At 62.5% G+C, this 15574-nt stretch carries 12 protein-coding genes; 4 read left to right on the plus strand and 8 right to left on the minus strand.

The window, feature by feature from the left end; genetic code table 11:
* Positions 1 to 189: 189 nt before the first annotated feature.
* Complete coding sequence (locus tag GGU46_RS00180) at positions 190 to 1002, plus strand: tetratricopeptide repeat protein (protein ID WP_183401587.1); 813 nt, start codon at positions 190 to 192, stop codon at positions 1000 to 1002.
* 38 nt (positions 1003 to 1040) lie between these two features.
* Here the strand turns inward: GGU46_RS00180 and GGU46_RS00185 are convergent, their stop codons facing one another.
* The 5 genes from GGU46_RS00185 to GGU46_RS00205 all read right to left on the minus strand — a co-directional run bounded on the left by GGU46_RS00185 (position 1041) and on the right by GGU46_RS00205 (position 6526).
* The gene (locus GGU46_RS00185) at positions 1041 to 2117 is read right to left on the minus strand and encodes a proline iminopeptidase-family hydrolase (protein WP_183401588.1); all 1077 of its coding nucleotides are present in this window, start codon (positions 2115 to 2117) and stop codon (positions 1041 to 1043) included.
* A 212-nt stretch (positions 2118 to 2329) separates the two neighbouring features.
* On the minus strand, positions 2330 to 3436 hold the full coding sequence (locus GGU46_RS00190) for a chorismate mutase (protein ID WP_183401589.1): 1107 nt from the start codon (positions 3434 to 3436) through the stop codon (positions 2330 to 2332).
* A gap of 76 nt (positions 3437 to 3512) precedes the next feature.
* Positions 3513 to 4358, minus strand: coding sequence for a prephenate dehydrogenase (locus tag GGU46_RS00195; protein ID WP_215906231.1), 846 nt, complete (start codon positions 4356 to 4358; stop codon positions 3513 to 3515).
* A 96-nt stretch (positions 4359 to 4454) separates the two neighbouring features.
* Positions 4455 to 5618, minus strand: a complete 1164-nt coding sequence (locus GGU46_RS00200; protein ID WP_183401590.1) for a pyridoxal phosphate-dependent aminotransferase — start codon at positions 5616 to 5618, stop codon at positions 4455 to 4457.
* Between the two features lie 77 nt (positions 5619 to 5695).
* Complete coding sequence (locus GGU46_RS00205; protein WP_183401591.1) at positions 5696 to 6526, minus strand: prephenate dehydratase; 831 nt, start codon at positions 6524 to 6526, stop codon at positions 5696 to 5698.
* A 779-nt stretch (positions 6527 to 7305) separates the two neighbouring features.
* Here GGU46_RS00205 and GGU46_RS00210 point away from each other — a divergent pair.
* Complete coding sequence (locus GGU46_RS00210) at positions 7306 to 7971, plus strand: hypothetical protein (RefSeq protein ID WP_183401592.1); 666 nt, start codon at positions 7306 to 7308, stop codon at positions 7969 to 7971.
* A 41-nt stretch (positions 7972 to 8012) separates the two neighbouring features.
* On the opposite strand, the gene GGU46_RS00215 is transcribed toward GGU46_RS00210, so the two are convergent.
* The gene (locus GGU46_RS00215) at positions 8013 to 8639 is read right to left on the minus strand and encodes a response regulator (protein ID WP_183401593.1); all 627 of its coding nucleotides are present in this window, start codon (positions 8637 to 8639) and stop codon (positions 8013 to 8015) included.
* A gap of 89 nt (positions 8640 to 8728) precedes the next feature.
* A complete protein-coding gene (locus tag GGU46_RS00220; RefSeq protein ID WP_183401594.1) occupies positions 8729 to 10786 on the minus strand; it encodes a tetratricopeptide repeat-containing sensor histidine kinase in 2058 nt (685 codons plus the stop codon).
* A gap of 249 nt (positions 10787 to 11035) precedes the next feature.
* On the opposite strand from GGU46_RS00220, the gene GGU46_RS00225 reads away from it, so the two are divergent.
* Positions 11036 to 12094, plus strand: coding sequence for a fasciclin domain-containing protein (locus GGU46_RS00225; RefSeq protein WP_183401595.1), 1059 nt, complete (start codon positions 11036 to 11038; stop codon positions 12092 to 12094).
* 307 nt (positions 12095 to 12401) lie between these two features.
* Complete coding sequence (locus GGU46_RS00230; RefSeq protein ID WP_183401596.1) at positions 12402 to 13187, plus strand: porin family protein; 786 nt, start codon at positions 12402 to 12404, stop codon at positions 13185 to 13187.
* Positions 13188 to 13522: 335 nt separating this feature from the next.
* On the opposite strand, the gene GGU46_RS00235 is transcribed toward GGU46_RS00230, so the two are convergent.
* Complete coding sequence (locus tag GGU46_RS00235; protein ID WP_183401597.1) at positions 13523 to 15547, minus strand: vWA domain-containing protein; 2025 nt, start codon at positions 15545 to 15547, stop codon at positions 13523 to 13525.
* Positions 15548 to 15574: the final 27 nt, after the last annotated feature.

The following is a 15574-nucleotide window of genomic DNA, read 5'->3' on the forward strand; positions in this document are numbered from 1 at the left end:
GGCCGGGCCCTGGCGGCCCCAGCCGCCTCCCCGGCCGGTAGGACTTTTGGCCGGCCCTGGCTTCCCGGCCAGGGAGGCCAGGGCCGGAGCCCCGGGGCCGCCCTACCCGGCCACCGCGCCGTAGAAACCCGGTGGGGTGCGTCCGTGCAAATTCCCGCATCTTTGAGGCTGATATTGGTTTTGTCCGTTATGCGTTTGCCACTCCTGCTGCTCCTGCTTCTGTTACTTACTCCGGCGGTAGGGTGGGCCCAAACAACGCCCGCTGCCGCCGATGCCGCTCAGGCCACGGCCCTGCGCCGGGCGGGCCAGCTGGTGCTGGAGCGCAAGTACGAATCGGCGTGGAAACTGCTGCGGCTGCTGGACCAGATGAACCAGGACCCGGCCGTGGCCCTGCAGAAAACCAGCCTGGCCCTCAACTACTACACGGCTACCGACGAGCTGAAGCGCTTTGCCTTCCGCGACCTGAAGCTGCTGGACCTCTCGCCGGACAGCCTGCGCCAGCTGGCCGTCGATACTCCGTACTATTCCTTTCCGGCCCGGCGGGTGCTGGAAAAGCTCAAGAATAAGTACCCCGATAACTACAAGCTCGACCGTGCCCTCGGCGACTACTACTTCACGGTGCAGCAGTGCGACTGCGCCGAGCTGGACCTGGGCGAGGACGAGGTGTTCCGGCGTACCATTCAGTATTACCAGCAGGCCCACGACCACGGCCAGGGCGACTACCTCTCGTACTTTGCCCTGGGCTACTCCTACCAGCGGCTGGGCCAGTTTCCGGAAAGCCTGGCGCCCTTCACGCGCTCCATTCAGCTGCGCCCAAACTACCCCACGGCGCACCTGAACCTGGCCTTCGTGTACCTGGAGCTTAAGGATTTTGAAAAAGCCCAGGCCCACGCCCGCCGCGCCGTGGAGCTGTTTCCCGATGACGCGCATAAGCAGGACGCCGCCTTTCTGCTCAGCCAGATTGAGGAACGCATGAGGGCCACCGCCGCGAAACCGGATTAAGCAGCCTCAGCTAACACCCTGACTTTCTCCGGGCCGGACTACAGCGTAGTACCGGCCTTGAACGAGCCGTCGTCCACGGATTTCAGGAAGCGGGTGAGGCCCCGGAAATAGGTTTGCTGGTCGTCCCACATGCTCATGTGGCTGCCCTGGGGGCAAAGCAGGTAGTTGCCCTGCTGCACGCGGCGGCTCATTTCCTCCATGTCCTTGGGGTTCATGGTGTCGTACTGTCCGCCAATCATGAGGGTAGGCACAGTTATCCGGCCCAGGTCGTTCCACCGGTCCCAGGTGAGCAGGCGGCCGGCGGTTTTGAACTCGTTGGGGCCCTGCATCAGCTCATATACATGCTGGTTGACGTGCTTGAAGGAGCGGGCCACCGGGTCGGGCATTTCCGGCAGGCGCAGCAGGTGCTTGGAGTAGTAGTTCTTGAACACCAGCCCCTCGTAGGTGGGGTTGTGATAGTCTTTCACGGCCTCGAACTTCTCCAGCGAGTCCAGCAGGGTAGGGCGCAGCTGGGCCCGCAGGGTTTTGTTGTAGGCATCGTAGCGCGGAATGCTGGCTACCATGTTCGAGATGACGAGGCCGGCCAGATGATCCTGGTGCTTAAGGGCATACTCCAGGGCCAGGATGCCGCCCCAGGAGTGGCCCAGCACGTAAAACTTATCAATGCCCAGGGCCTGGCGCACCTGTTCTACCTCATCCACGAACCGCTCGGTGCGCCATAGGTCGTCGTCCGTGGGCTGGTCGGAGTAGTAGGAGCCGAGCTGGTCGTACTCGTAGAACTCGATGCCTTCCTGCGGGAAAAAGCTCTCGAAGCACTCAAAATACTCGTGGGTCATGGCCGGGCCGCCGTGCAGGAGCAGCACCTTAATCTTGCCCGTCCCGAACCGCTTCGTCCAGACGTTGAAAGTACCCTTGGGCGTCTTGATGGGAATCACCTTCACCCCGCCACTGCGAATACCTGATTCAAAGGGTTTCAGGTAGGCCGAGGGGGTAGCATCCGGGGCCGCGTTGCCGGGCGCGGACGCTGCACCGGGCTTTTGTTGGCAGCCGGCGGCTAGCGTGAGGGTAGTGGTCAGCAGCAAGCTGGCTTTGCGGACGAGGGTAGGGGTAGGCATAGGGCGGGGTAGTTCGTGCTCTAATAGTAGAAAGAACTGAGGAAATGGCCGCTAAACCAGTGAAGCAACGTCAGTAAAAAGCCGGTCATCCTGAGCGCAGCGAAGGACCTTACTGCGCCAGAACAAGTCGTTGTTACGGCTCGTGTCAGCGGGATAAGGTCCTTCGCTACGCTCAGGATGACCGGCTACTTTTTACCTCTTCACCTCCTCACTTACTCCAGGTTCTCGCGGTTCATTACGCGGTTCTGGCGGTTGATGGACTCCAGGTGCACGGCATCGAAGTATTTGAGGATGAAGTCGCGGGTGAGGCCCAGCTGGTGGCCCTGCTGAATGCCGCGCTCCAGAATCTCGTTCCAGCGGCTGGTTTGCAGAATCGTGATGTCGTTGTCCTTTTTGTACTGCCCAATGCTCTCGGCTACCTGCATGCGGCGGCCCAGCAGGTGCAGAATCTCATCATCGAGCTGGTTGATCTGAGTGCGCAGCTGGCTGAGCTTGTTAAGGAATTCCTGCTGGTCGGTGGTTTCGTGGCGCCAGGTCAGGCCGTCGAGCAACTCGGCCAGGCGCTGGGGCGTTACCTGCTGCTTGGCGTCGCTCCAGGCGTTGTCGGGGTCAATGTGCGACTCCAGCATCAGCCCGTCGAAGTCCAGGTCGATGCTCTTTTGGGCCACGCTGGCCAGGCCGGTGCGGTTGCCGCAGATGTGGCTCGGGTCGCAGATAATGGGCAGGTCGGGCAGGCGGCGCTTCATCTCAATGGGCAAGTGCCACATGGGGGCGTTGCGGTACTCGGTGTTGCCGTAGCTGGCGAAGCCCCGGTGAATCAGCCCGATTTTCTGGTTGCCGACCTTGGCCAGGCGCTCTACGGCCCCCATCCACAGCTCCAGATCGGGGTGCACGGGGTTCTTGATGAACACCGGAATATCTACGCCCCGCAGCGCATCGGCCAGAGCCTGCACCGAGAAGGGATTAACGGTGGTGCGGGCCCCAATCCAGAGCACGTCCACGTCGAAGGCCAGGGCGTCTTCTACGTGCTTGGGGGTAGCCACCTCCACCGTAGTGGGCAGGCCCGTCAGCTGCTTGGCGCGCTGCAGCCAGGGGAGGCCCTTGGTGCCAATGCCCTCAAACAAACCGGGCTTGGTGCGAGGCTTCCAGATGCCAGCCCGGAGCATATCTACCTTGCCGGTGGCAGCCAGCTGAGTACAGGTGGCAATCAGTTGTTCCTCGGTTTCCGCCGAGCACGGCCCGGAAATGATGAGGGGCTTTTTGGCCAGGAATTTCGGGTGTTCCGCCGCGTCGGCGGGGGAGGTGAGGAGCTGTTCCATTATATGAGGAGGTTTTGTGTCTGGGATGGGGGTAGGGAATGGGGAGTAGGTGGGCGGTTGGCCCGGTTCCGGGGTACTACTTCAAAATCTTCTTAATCAGATTCGCCTGCTCTATCTGCTGATACACAGCCAGGTAGTCTTCTTGCTGAATCAGCTGGCGCAGGTGTTGCAGCTGGTGAATGTGCTCGTCCAGCACATCGAGCACGTTCACGCGGTTCTGGCGGAAAATGGGCACCCACATATCGGGCGAGCTTTTGGCCAGGCGCACCGTCGATTCGAAGCCGCCGCTGGCCAAAGCAAAGATCTGCTGTTCTTCCTTCTCCTTCTCTAACACCGTGAGAGCCAGGGCAAACGAAGTAATATGCGAAATGTGCGAAATGTAGGCCGTGTGCAGGTCGTGGGCCGTGGCATCCATGTACACCAGCTGCATGGCCAGGCGGCCAAACACAGCTTCTACCCGAGCCACAGCATCCTCGGCGCTGCGGGCCGCGTCGCAGATAACCAGGGTTTTGCCCTTAAACAGGCCCGGCACGGCGGCCGAGGGGCCCGAGTACTCGGTGCCGGCCATGGGGTGCACAGCTACAAAACGGGGGCGGTTAGGGTGAGCTTCCACAGCGGCCAGCAGGGTCGCCTTGGTGGAGCCCACATCAATGACTACTTGGCGGTCGGTGGCCGCGTCGAGCACCTGGGGCAGCACCCCGAGCATGGCGTCCATGGGCACGGCCACCACTACCAGGTCGGCGCGCTGCACGGCGGCGGCCAGGTCGGCTGCTACCTCATCTACCAGCCCTAAGGCTACGGCTTGGCGCTGGTTTTCGGGGCTCCGGTCGAGGCCAATGATGTGGTGAGCCAGGCCCGTCTCCTTAAGGCTAAGGGCCAGCGAGCCGCCAATCAGGCCAATTCCGATAATGGTGACTACCATGTGGTGAGATGGTGAAATGATGAGTTTGGATGATCTGCCGTCAGCACGGCTCTGCGCCTTCTGCGAAACCCTCTGCGCCCTCTGCGGGCTAAAAAATCAGGATACCGCCCGTACCCGCTCTAGTGCCGCTTGCAGCACCTCCGTGGTCTGACACAAGCTCACCCGAATGAACTTGTTGCCGTTGCTGCCGAAAATGCCGCCCGGGGTAATAAACACGTTGGCCTGGTACAGCAGCTCGTCGCTGAGAGCGTAGCCATCGGCGTAGCTGGCGGGCACGGCGGCCCACACAAACAGGCCCACCTGGTTCCGGTCGTAGCGGCAGCCGATGGTGTCGAGCAGCGCAAACACTACCTTCCGGCGGGCTGCGTACTGGGCGTTCAGCTCCTGCTGCCAGGTAGCGTCGAGGTTCAGGGCTTCCACGGCGGCCAGCTGCACCGGCAGGAACATGCCCGAGTCGAGGTTGCTCTTGAAGCGCAGCACCTCCTGCAGCAAATCGGGGCGGCCGGCCAGCAGGCCCACGCGCCAGCCCGCCATGTTGTGCGACTTGCTCAGGGAATTCAGCTCCAGTACCACCTCCCGCGCCCCCGGCACCGCCAGCAGGCTCTGGGGCGGCTCGGTGTTCAGAATAAAGCTGTACGGGTTGTCGTGGACCAGCAAGATGTTGTGCTCCTGGGCAAAGGCCACCAGCCGGGCAAAGAAAGCCGCGTCGGCGGCGGTGCCGGTGGGCATGTGGGGGTAGTTCACCCACATGAGTTTTACCCGGCTCAGGTCGCGGCGGGCCAGGGCCTCCAGGTCGGGCAGCCAGTGGTTGTCGGCCGTTAGGTCGTACTCCACGGGGGTAGCGCCGCTCAGGTGGGCGGCGGCCCGGTAGGCGGGGTAGCCGGGGTTCGGAATCAGCACCTCGTCGCCGGCCTCCAAAAACGTCATGCTTACGTGCATGATGCCTTCCTTGGAGCCCAACAGGGGTAGGATTTCCGCTTCCGCATCCAGCATTACGCCGTACTGCCGCTGGTACCAGCCGGCCATGGCCTGGCGCAGAGCCAGGACGCCCTTGTAGCTCTGGTAGGCGTGGGTGTTGGGCTGCTCGGCTGCTTGCGTGAGAGCCGCTACTACCCGGGGGTGGGGCGGCAAATCGGGGGAGCCAATACCCAGATTGATAATCTGCTTGCCGGCTTTGTTCAGGCCTTCAATCTCGCGCAGCTTCTGCGAGAAGTAGTATTCCTGGGTGTGCTGCAGGCGACTGGCTACGGAAACGTGCATGGGGTAGGATATTGGTCATTCCGGGTCTTGTGTGCAGTAAGCAGAATGTCCGGAATGACGGTTCAGTTTGATTTCAGTCAGTGCGTATCGCCTTTGTGGTAAACGCCCAGCACTTCCAGGCCTTCCGTGAGCGGGGCAATGGCCCGGAGGGCAGCCTGCAGCTGTTCAGGCTGCTCAAATTCTAGGTCGGCGTGGAAGTAGTAGTGCCAGGTGCCGCCCGGCTTGGGGCAGGATTGGAGCTTGGAAAGGTTGATGCCTTGCTCGGCAATGCGCACCAGCACCCGCGCCAGGCTACCCTGGGCATGCGTGGTGTGGAAGTAGAGCGAGGCCTTGTTGGGTTGGGCTACCTCCGCGGCGTTTTCGGGGCGGGCCACCACCAGAAAGCGGGTGTAGTTTTTCTTTTCAGAGTGGATGTCGGCTTCCAGAATATCCAACCCAAACAGCTCAGCGGCCAGCGTGCCGGCCACGGCCGCTACACCCGCGCGGCCGCCTTCCCGGATGCGCTGGGCACTCAGGGCCGTGTCCTCGGTTTCTACCAGGCGCCAGTGCCGGTGGCGGCCGAGGTAGTCGGCGCACTGCAGCAGGGCCATGGGGTGGGAGTGCACTTCGGTAATATCCTCCAGCCCTTGCCCCGGCAGAGCCATCAGGTGCTGACGGATGTGCAGGTAGGTCTCGCCCATCACCCGCAGGCCCGATTTGCGCAGCAGCGTGTAGTTGGGCAAGATGCTGCCGGCAATGGAGTTTTCGATGGCCATAACGGCTGCGTCGGCCGTGCCTTGCACCACAGTGCTTACTACCTCTCCAAACGTAGCGCAGGGTACTACCTCCACCTCGGGGCTAAAGTAGCGCCGGGCGGCTATCTGGTGGAAACTGCCTTCGAAACCCTGAATGGCAACGGCTGGAAGCATGGGGCTGGTAGTGAAAAGGGTACTAAAAAAGGCCTCCGGAGTGCGGGGCCTTGGTGTTGCGTGGTGGCTGCTTTTGGGTCAGCTTTGGCGAACGGGGCCCGGCTTCTTAGTAAAAAAGAAGTAGGTATAGCCGTAGTAAAAGAAAGCCGAAGTGAGCATAAGAAGCCGGAGCGTAAGCGTAAAAAAAGCGCCTCCCGAGGTGGTCGAGAGGCGCTGTATGGTTTCGGTTGGAAAAGCTACAGAAGGGCCGCTCGACTACGCCGTGGCGTAGTAGAAAGTATAGCTAAAAAAGAAGCGGCCGGTGTGCTGAGGCATGAAAATCAGGTGCTTTACGCTGGCAAGGTGAAACGCATCAATGGCAATTCCAAATTAATTTTTTGGAAGTGTAGCTGAACAACCGTTCGGGAGCGGCAAAAGCCGCAGCTCCTGGGGCCGCAGCGCGGGGGCCTGCTGAGCGCACAAAACCAACCGGTGACCAGCGGCCGTCCCGCACCATTTTCAGACGCTAAAGCGGAGCTGGATTCCGCTCCGGCCGCCTGGTGGCGCGAGGCCCCCTTGGAGAAATGCATGCGGTAGCCTTGGGCCGGAACAGACGGGAAACCACAGGCGCCACTACCGGAAAACCGGTATTTTTCTCTGATCAGGCCGTGTGCAAGCCCCTAAACTCTGTTTTGTTGGGTTTATTCTCCAGTTTTCGGCTGAATTCAGGGAACCGGAGTTTTCTCTGGTCTTAGCGGGGTAGGGACAATGGCAGCCCGTTTTACTGTGCACGTTAATCTATGACTTTACTTGCCTCACTCGTATCCGCTTTCCTCTTGGCGCAGGCCAGCCCCATGCAAACCCCGCCCACCGATACCACGCGGCTGGTACGAGGGTTTGGAGGCCAACAGTTTGCCTGGGGCACGGCCGGGCTGTGCAACGGCAAGCAGCTAAAGGCCTACCTTCCCGTTTCGGCTACGGGCGTGGATATGCTGGTAACATACTACCTGACCGCCCTCGATGGCAGCCCCAGCCCGAAGCCGAAGTTTCTGCCCGTGGATGAAGTGCAGTGGCTGCGCATACGGGGCCAGTACTCGGCACTGCTCAAGGAAAAAAAGCGGGAGCCGGGCCGCATTGGCGCGCGCCGGGTGGCCGGGCCCGTGGAGCTGTACGTAGTGAAGGCCGCCTCCGCCCCCACCACCAGTTTTCTGGGGCCTACCCCCGTACTGAGCGCCCCCGCCGCTTCCACTCAGACTACCGAACCGGAAGCCGTGAGGTGGTATCTGCGCCGGGCCGATGGTACGCTGGTGCTGGTGACGCCGGAGAATTTTGCCCGCCAGGTTTCCACTTTTCTGGCCGATGACGCCGAGCTGGCCCGCCGCGTGGCCGCCGGCCAACCCGGCCACGGCCCCGCCGAGCTGGAGGCTCTCATCCGGCAGTACAACGAGCGGGCCCGTAGCCGCTAAGCGTGAGCGGCCCACCGCTCTGGCCCCGGCGGCCCTGCAATCTACAATAGCTGCTGCTGAGCGGCCAGCTTAATTAAGGAGGCCGTGTTGCTCACCCCAAATTTGGTTAGAATGTTGCGCCGATGCGTTTCCACGGTCAGCACGCTCAGGAACAAACGATCAGCTATTTCTTGGCTGGTCAGGCCGTCGGCAATCAGAGCCAGAATTTCCTTTTCGCGGCGGGTTAGCAGGGGTAGTTGCGGCGTAGCTGGTGCCGGCTGCAGCAGTAGCTCCTGCACCTCCTCGCTGAAATATTTCTTCCCGGCCTGTACCCGCCGCATGGCTTCTAGCAGCTCTTCGGGCGAAGCGTTTTTGAGCACATAGCCCGCCGCGCCGTGCTGCATCATGCGCGTCACGTAGCTTTTTTCGTTGAGGGTGGTCAGGGCAATGACTTTGAGTTTCGGATACGTTTCCGTTAGCTGCTGGCATACCGCTACCCCGTTCTGGTCGGGTAAGTTAATGTCGAGCAGTACCACATCGGGCTGCAGCCGGGCCACGGCAGTATAGCACTCGGCGGCCGTGGTGCAGGTGCTCACTACCTCTACTTCTGCCAGCGGCTGCAGCAGCACGCGCAGGCCCTCCAGCACCATGCGGTGGTCGTCCACCAGTACTACCCGTATCGAATTCATAAGCGGCAATTTAGGGAGAAGGCAAACAGGGACGGCAGGTGCCGGAACCGCACGGCGGCAGTTGCAGCGGGCGCTGGCGGCTTGCCATCCTACGCCGGAGCGGTTGGTGGGGGTACGCGAAAATCCAGGCTGACCGCCGTACCCTGCCCGGGCCCGGAGCGTACATCCAGGGTGCCGCCGAGGTAGTCGGCCCGGGCTTGCATACTGCGCAGTCCTACCCCCATGCGGGTCCCGTTGGGGTCAAAACCCCGGCCGTCGTCTTCTACTACCAGCTGCACATCGTGGTGGTGGCGCATAAGCTGCACGAGCACCTGCCGGGCCTGGGCGTGCTTCAGCACGTTGTTGAGCAACTCCTGCACCAGGCGGTACAGTGCCACCTCCGTAGCATGGTCGAGGCGGGCTTCCAGGCCGTAGGTTTGCAGGTGTACCTGCAGGCCTCCGGCCTGCTGCGCAGCGGCGCAGAGGTCCTGCAGGGCCTGGGGCAAGCCAAACGTGAGCAGGGCCTCGGGCATCATATTGCGGGCTACCCGGCGCAACTCACTAATGGAGCTGTCAAGATGGTCAACGGACTGGGCAAACAGCGCGGCAGCCTCCTCAGAAAGCACCACGCGGCCGCGCACAGTGCCCAGGTACAGCTTCACGGTGGAGAGCATGCCGCCCAACCCATCGTGCAGGTCGCGGGCCAGGCGGCGGCGTTCCTCTTCCTGGCCCTGCAACATGGCCGTAGTACTCAGTAGCTGCTTTTCCTGCTCCAGCTGCCGGATGCGCTGGGCCTGCAATTCCCGCTGCTGCCGGGCCAGGCGCTGGCGGTGGCGCAGCAGCAGCCCCAGCAGCCCACCGGCCCCAAGGGCTGCCAGGGCTAGGCCCAGGTACGCCATACTTAACCGGCGCTGCTGCAGCAGCGCCTGCTGCTGGGCGGCCCGCTCGCGGCGCAAGGCCTGCAGCTGCTGGGCCTGCTGGCGCGTCCGGAAGCGCGTTTCCAGTTCCCGCACCCGGGCTTGCACGGCGGCCCCGGCCAGGGTGTCGCGCAGCTGCTGGCCGCGGCGGTAATAATACAGGGCCTGCTGCCACTGGCCGGCCTGCTCTTCCAGGTGGGCCAGGGCCGCCAGGTTGCTGATGAGCTGTTGTGCGTCGCCGAGCTGCTGGGTTAGCGCCAGGCTGCGCTGCATGGTGGCACGGGCCTGACTCAGGTCGCCGAGTTGGGCTTCTGCCTGCCCTAGGTTAAACAGAATCTTGGCCTGGTAGCCCAGTGCCCCTTTGGTGGTGGCGTAGGGCAGTGCCCGCCGGAAAGCCTGCCGGGCCGGCTGAGGAAGCTGCCGCCCGAGGTAGTACTGGCCCAGTGTACCGTAGTACTCGCCGGCGTAGAACGGGTGCCGCTCTATAATGGGGTAGGCGGCCCGGAGCAGCTGCCATGCACTATCGGGGCGGGCTTGCTGCAGCTGCAGAGCGGCCAGCTGCAGATACACCGGCGCCAGCTCGGGCACCGGCCCGGTGGCACGGCCCAGGGCCACGGCCTGCCCCCAATAGGCCGCCGCCTGCTCGGGTTGGTTGAGGGCCTGAAAGCTGTTGCCCAGGTTGGCATACACCGTGAGGGTAGTGGGCACTTCGGCTGTGCCGGCCAAGTGGGAAACTGCCTGCAGGTAGAACTGGGTCGCGGCCTCGTAGCGGCCCTGCCGATCGGCTACGTTGCCGCGGTTATTGGCAATGGCCGCCAGCAGCCTGCGCGTGCGCCCATCGGCCGCCGCCGAGCGTGGCAGGGCTGCGGCGGCGCGCTGGGCCAGCTGGCCGTAGCGCCGGGCGCGGTCATTGTCGTTGCGGATAATGGCCAGGGCGCTAAGCTGCAGCCAGCTATGGGCCTGTCCGTAAGCAAAGCCGGTGCGGGTGCTCAGGGCCAGGGCGTGCCGGGCATAGTGCCGGGCGCGGGCCGTGTCGGTGGGCGCCAGGGCGGCGGAAAGGCGCAGGGCAGTTTTGGCCCGAACCGTGTCGGAGGGGGCCGAGCGCAGGGCCTGCAGCAGGCTATCGGCGGCGGGTAAGCGGCTGGCCTTACTTGGCCAGGTGGCGCCGCTGAGTAGCAGCAACAGCAGCCCCAGCCGCCAGCCGCCGCGAAGCCTATACCACCCCAAAAATGAAAGAAAGCGAAGCCCCATGCGCCGGCAAACTTGCTTAGGATTTGGCGAAGAAACCCTGCTGACCAGGAAATTACTGGTTTCCTGGTAGAGCAGATTACCGGCTTCCCGCGATTTCAGGAGCGAAGCCCGCCCGGCACCTTTGCAACGGTTCCGCTGCCTCATCTTCCACCGGCACGGGTGGGGTAGCAGCCCTGGCCTAAACCAGCCGGGAGCTGCCGTTCCGGCGGCAAGTCTGTGATTTTACCCCCTCTTTCTTATTCCTACCTGATGTTTTCCCGCTACGCCTCCCTACTGCTCCTACTCTTAAGCGGCCTGCTGCTGGGCACAGCCTGCCAGAAAGAAAGTGACCCCACCCCCGTTTCAAGCCTGGAGCAAATCCTGCGCGACAATCCCGAGTACAGCACACTGTATGCCGGCCTGCGTAAAACCAACCTGCTACCCGCCCTGCAGCAAAGCAAGTTCCTGACGGTGCTGGCCCCCACCAACGCGGCCTTCGCGGAGCTGAGCGGCACTCCCTACACCACGGCGACCAGCATTATGGCTCTGCAGGATGTCGGCCAGATTGAGCAACTCCGCCGCGTGTTGCAGTATCATCTGCTGCCCGAACAGGCGCTCAACGAGGTAGCCGAAGTTGAACACAAGCAATTTACTACGCTGCTGCCGGCTGCTGGTGCGGCTGGCAACCAGTTGTACCTGTGGTATTTCAGCGGTAAAATAGCCCTGAATGGGTTGTACACTGCCTGGACCGACGCCCGGGGCCAGCACACGGTGGGCGGCGTAGTGCATGCGCTGCCCCATGTGCTGCTGCCACCGGCCCGCACCCTGGCCGAAGAAGTGCGGCAGCGTGCGGCAGACGGAGCCGAGTACGGCTTGTTCTGGGAGGCGCTGCAGCGCCCGGTAGCGGCGCCGGTGCTGGCTTTGCTCAGCGATGCGCAGCGCGACTACACCCTGCTGCTGCCTTCCAATGGCGGCCTGCTCCGCACCCTGCGCCGCATGAACCCGGCCTGGACCAGCGTAGCGGCCGTGCCCGACGCCGCCTTGCTGCGTCTGCTGCAACTCCACTGCCTCCCAACACGGCTGCCTTCCTACCTGCTGTTCAAGAATGACCGGAACCCGACTCTGGCGGGCAGCCAATGGGACTATGCCCTGGACTTCCACGGTGGATTCGATTTGTTTGGGCTCAAGCCGTATGATGCCAGCTGCCAGGTAATGCCCCATACCAATCGGCACCGGCTGTCCGAGCAGGAGCACCCGCATTTGGTTGCCCTCGATCAAACGGCTACCAACGGCATTATTCACCTGCTCGATGATGCTGTTCAGCCCTGAACTGGCTCTGCCTTCGTTTATCCGCTCTGTTCGTGGATGGCCAGATATCCGCTGCTTGTTTATTTGATTGTATAATCTAGTGATGAATAGTTGATTACTGAAATAATTACTGGGTAAGTGGGCGGCCGCGGCTTCAAGGACAGCTTGAGGTCGGGGCCGCCTGTTTTAGGATGTCGGGACTGTGGCAGGGCAGCAGCGGCCGGCTGGAGAAAAGTTGGCACGGTTTTGTAATACTACCCTCTCCGAAGCCGGCAGCCACCCGCTGCGCACCTCTGGTAGCCGGCCCTTCCTTCCAACCTTTCCTGCCATGAATACGAAGCGACTTTTCGGCCGCCTGGCCGCTGCTGCCCTTTTTGTTACCGCGTTTGCTACCGCCTCCGAGGCCCAGATTCAGCCCCACCGCGTACCGAAGTACACGGGTCCGGCCCAGGCCCGCCCGGTTCGTTCTACGCCCTCTTACTCCTCCTCGGCTTCCTCGGCCACCGATGGGGTGAAGTTCGGCATCCGGGCCGGCGTGAACGTCTCGGACTGGTCGGGCGACGCGGTAAACAGCGTGATGGACCTGGCCGACTATACCAACGGGGCCGTGACCAAGGAAATGAAGCCCGGTTTCCACGCCGGCCTCTATGCCTCGCTGCCCCTGGGCCCCCGCTTTGCCATCGAGCCGGGGGTAGGCTACTCCGAGAAAGGTACCGTGCTTACGGGCCGCATTCCGCTGGAGCAGTTCGACTTCCTGAACGCTAAAGTAAAAGCCACGGCCCGCATGGCCTACCTCGATATTCCGCTGCTGGCCAAAGGCTACCTCACTGATGGGTTCTACGTGTTTGCCGGTCCGCAGGCCTCGGTGCTGCTCTCGGGTAAGGCCCGCGTGAATGCCAGCGCCCTGGGCTTCTCAGCCTTCAATGAGAACTTCGATATCAAAGACCAGTTCCGCCAGGTAGATTTCTCGGTGACGGGCGGCCTGGGCTATCAGTTCCAGAACGGCCTGGGCCTAAGCGCCGGCTACGACTACGGCCTTTCGTCCCTGGACAAAAACAACAATTTCGACGCCCAGAACCGCGTGATTAAGGCGTCCGTCAACTACTCGTTCTAACTCTCTCTCCCACTACCTATTCCCTGCACAAAGGCCCCACCGATTTTCGGTGGGGCCTTTTTCATGCACGAGCAATATGAGGCACAGGAATAAAACACGGCAACTAGGAGTAAAGCCGAAGTCGGCCCGGCGGCGCTTATGGCGGCGCGTCTGCAACCGGCGCTGCCCGGCCGCTGTGAGTGGGGTTGGGCCGACTTCGGGGGGTAGGCAGAGCGGCAGCAAAACGCCCGAAACTACCCGCGTAAACGGATGGCGCTGGCAAGAGCCAATGCATGCTTGATAAGTTGCAAGCTATTGGTAATAAGATTTTTAATTAGTTGTATCTGATGGGCTTACTACCGCGCGCCTACTTCCACCGGGGCCGGGCGCAGGGCTTCCGCCAGCTTCACCAGGCGCACCAGCTCGGCGCGGTAGCCATCGGGGTCGAAGCGCCGGGCACCTTCGGCCAAGCGCGCCGTTGATTCCCAGGTGGCTGCGCCGCGGTAGTCGCTCTGGCGCAGCAGCATCCCGAACTGGGCCACCGCCGCCGCGAAACGCAGGTTTTCACTGGCTTCGGTCAGGGGGCGAGGGGCCCCGATCAGGGCTTGTTCCAGCAATTGGCTTTTGCTGCCCTGGGGCTCTTTGTAGCGCAGCTTCACGGTGAGCAACTCAGCCGAGGCGTTAGCCTTGGGCGCTGGCACCGACTGGTACTTGAGCGGATCGACGGTGGCACGGGCTCCTACGGGCACTACCTCATAAAGAGCCGTTACGGTGTGACCGGCACCTAATTCGCCGGCATCTTTGCGGTCGTTGTTAAAGTCCTCGGCGGCCAGCAGGCGGTTTTCGTAGCCTACCAGGCGGTACTCGCGCACCCGGGCCGGGTTGAACTCCACCTGCAGCTTCACGTCCTTGGCAATGGTGAACAGCGTGCCGCCAAACTGCCGGACCAGCACCCGCCGGGCTTCGTCGAGGTTGTCGAGGTAGGCGTAGTTGCCGTTGCCTTTGTCGGCCAGCAGCTCCATTTTCTTGTCCTGGTAGTTGCCCTGGCCTACCCCCAGCACTGTCAGGAACACGCCGGTTTCCCGCTCCTGGGTGATGAGGCGTTCCATGGCCGCGTCGCTCTGCTCGCCCACGTTGAAGTCGCCGTCGGTGCAGAGAATAATGCGGTTGTTGCCTTCCTTATTAAAGCTCTGACGCGCTACCTGGTAAGCCAGGCGCAAGCCCGCCCCGCCCGCCGTGGAGCCGCCCGCCTGCAGCTGGTCGATGGCCGCCAGGATGTCGGCGCGGCGGGAGCCGGGGGTAGGAGGTAGCACCAGGCCAGCGGCCCCGGCGTACACCACCAGCGCCACCTTATCCTGGGGGCGCAGCTCGTTGGTAAGCAGGCGCAGGCTTTGCTGTATCAGCCCGAGCCGGTCGTCGCCCATCATGGAGCCCGACACATCCACCAGAAAGACCAGATTGGCGGGCGGCAGCTTCTCGGTAGCCACCCGGCGGCCCTGCAACGCCACCTGCACCAGCTGGTGCTCGGGGTTCCAGGGGCACTCGGCCAGCTCCGTAAGCACCCGGAAAGGCTCGGGGGAGGTAGGGGCCGGAGCGGGGTAGTCGTACTGGAAGTAGTTAATGAGCTCTTCGGTACGCACCGCGTCGGATGGAGGGAGCTGACCCTGCTGCAGAAAGCGGCGCACGTTGCTGTAGCTGGCCGCATCCACATCAATGCTAAAGGTACTCAGCGGGTCTTTGGCAGCATTGTGGAAGCCGTTTTCAGCCAGCGAAGCGTAGGTTTCGCCCGCGCCGGGTTCAGGGCGGGGCATCATGTAACCGCCGCTCGGGCTGATAGCCACTCCAGCTACCCGGCCTTGCAGGGCATAATCAGCAGAAGTGGCGCCTTCACCCGGTTCGAGCCCCGCGAGGTCTGCCGGATTATCAGTGTTGCCGGCCACTGTTTCGGTCTGTTGCCTGCGGCTGTTGGGCGAGGCCGGGCGAGTGGCCCGTGGCTTGGCTTTGCCAGTAACTACCACTTCGCTTAGCTGCCGCCGGTCCGGTTGCAGGGCAATAGTGGGCACTACAGTCTGGCCCGGACGCAGGGTTAGCTCCCGCGTTACGTAGCCAATGGAGCTGAAAACCAGGGTTCGGTGCTCTGCTTTCAACTCCAGCTGGAAGTAGCCTTTGGACGTGGTAGTAGCCCCGTTCCGGGTTCCTTTTACCAGCACCGTGACGCCTGGTAACCCTCTTTTCGTGCGGGCATCAATCACCTGACCTTCCACAAAAGATTGAGTTGCAGGATTCTGTACGTGGTAGCGCGCGGGAGCAGGCTGCTGGGCCTGAGCAGGTGAACCGGTGAGTACGCCGGCTACTAAGGTGCAATACAGGAAACGGGGCATGGCAGATACCAGTAGAAGTGAAAGGAT

Source organism: Hymenobacter latericoloratus (assembly GCF_014199535.1).
GTDB classification, from domain to species: domain Bacteria; phylum Bacteroidota; class Bacteroidia; order Cytophagales; family Hymenobacteraceae; genus Hymenobacter; species Hymenobacter latericoloratus.